Annotated in this window: 1 protein-coding gene; it reads left to right on the top strand. The window is 45.9% G+C overall.

Annotation, left to right across the window (positions count from 1 at the left end; all coding sequences use genetic code 11):
* Positions 1–1,188: PLP-dependent aminotransferase family protein (locus tag KIV40_RS26505; RefSeq protein ID WP_285352160.1), on the top strand; the 1,188-nt coding region annotated here is incomplete at its 5' end.
* Positions 1,189–1,254: the final 66 nt, after the last annotated feature.

Here is a 1,254-nt window from a genome sequence, read left to right as displayed (position 1 = left end):
ATTTCTGCGCGAAGTAAAAAGCACAACACGCCTGAGTGGACGCAGTTTGTCAGCAAAGTATCTCAAGTACACCAAAGCTTCTCTATTCACTCGCCTTACAACGGGCCACTTGGGATATCCAGCACGACGATTGATGACACCGCGCTGCTCGAGCTCGAACGTAGCTTTCGTCGATCAAGCAAGCGACTGGGCAGCCGACTGAATCATTACCCTCACACTCAAGGCGACCCGTCATTGTGTGATGCTTTGAGCGTTCGTTTTTCAAAGTTGGGAATTCATATCAACCCTCAAGACCTTGTCATTACGTCTGGCTGTATGCCTGCGATTAAGGCTGCCCTTGAAGCATGTACCCAAGTTGGCGATGCTATAGCCATCAGCTCTCCGTGTTTTAGTGGGATATTGGATCTACTGGGGAAAATGGGGAGGAGGATTGTCGAGATCCCATCAATCGATGAGGGAATCGACCTTGCACAGCTTGAATTGCATTTGCAACCAGGGAGCGTTAAGGCTGGCATCTTTTGTACGTCACATATGAATCCACAAGGTATCACTATGACTGCTCAGCAAAAGCAGCAACTTGCCGAGCTTGCCAATCGTTACCAAGTGCCAATGATCGAAGATGACGTATATCTAGAACTGTCCTATTCAGAGCACACTCCGTTACCTGCCAAGTATTATGATTCAAATGGCTACATACTCTGGTGCGGTTCGATTTCGAAAAGCTTATCGCCAAGTTATCGTTTAGGCTGGTGTCTGCCAGGTCGCTATACAGACAGCTATCGCCAGCAACATTCCGCATCATGCTTTGGTGTATCACTGCCTATTCAACTTGCAGTGGCTGACTTTATTGAATCGGGTAACTACGCCAAGCAACTAAAGCGTCGAAGAACCAAACTGCTTAGTTTAAGGCAGTCTTATCTCAACTACTTATCCGAACGTTTGCCAAGCGGGGTTAACATAAGCCAACCGCAAGGAGGAATGGTACTGTGGTTACAAGTCCCAAAACTCAACCTCGAAAGATTCACGGCGTTGATTGAGAAACATAAAATCGACATTCGATTGGGTCAGCTGTTTAGCACGCTTCCCCTCTACAACGATTGTTTTAGGATCAATATTGGTTTTGACCTAACTGAAGATGTGAAAAGGGAAATAGACTTATTGGCAGGTGCGATTAGAAATTCGCTTTAACGACCAAACTCGTTAAGAAATTTGGGTAGTCAATAAAAAATGGGCAGACAATTCGCCCATTTACAA

It is taken from the genome of Vibrio sp. D173a (assembly GCF_030248475.1).
This window is presented reverse-complemented; position numbering and strand designations above follow the sequence as displayed.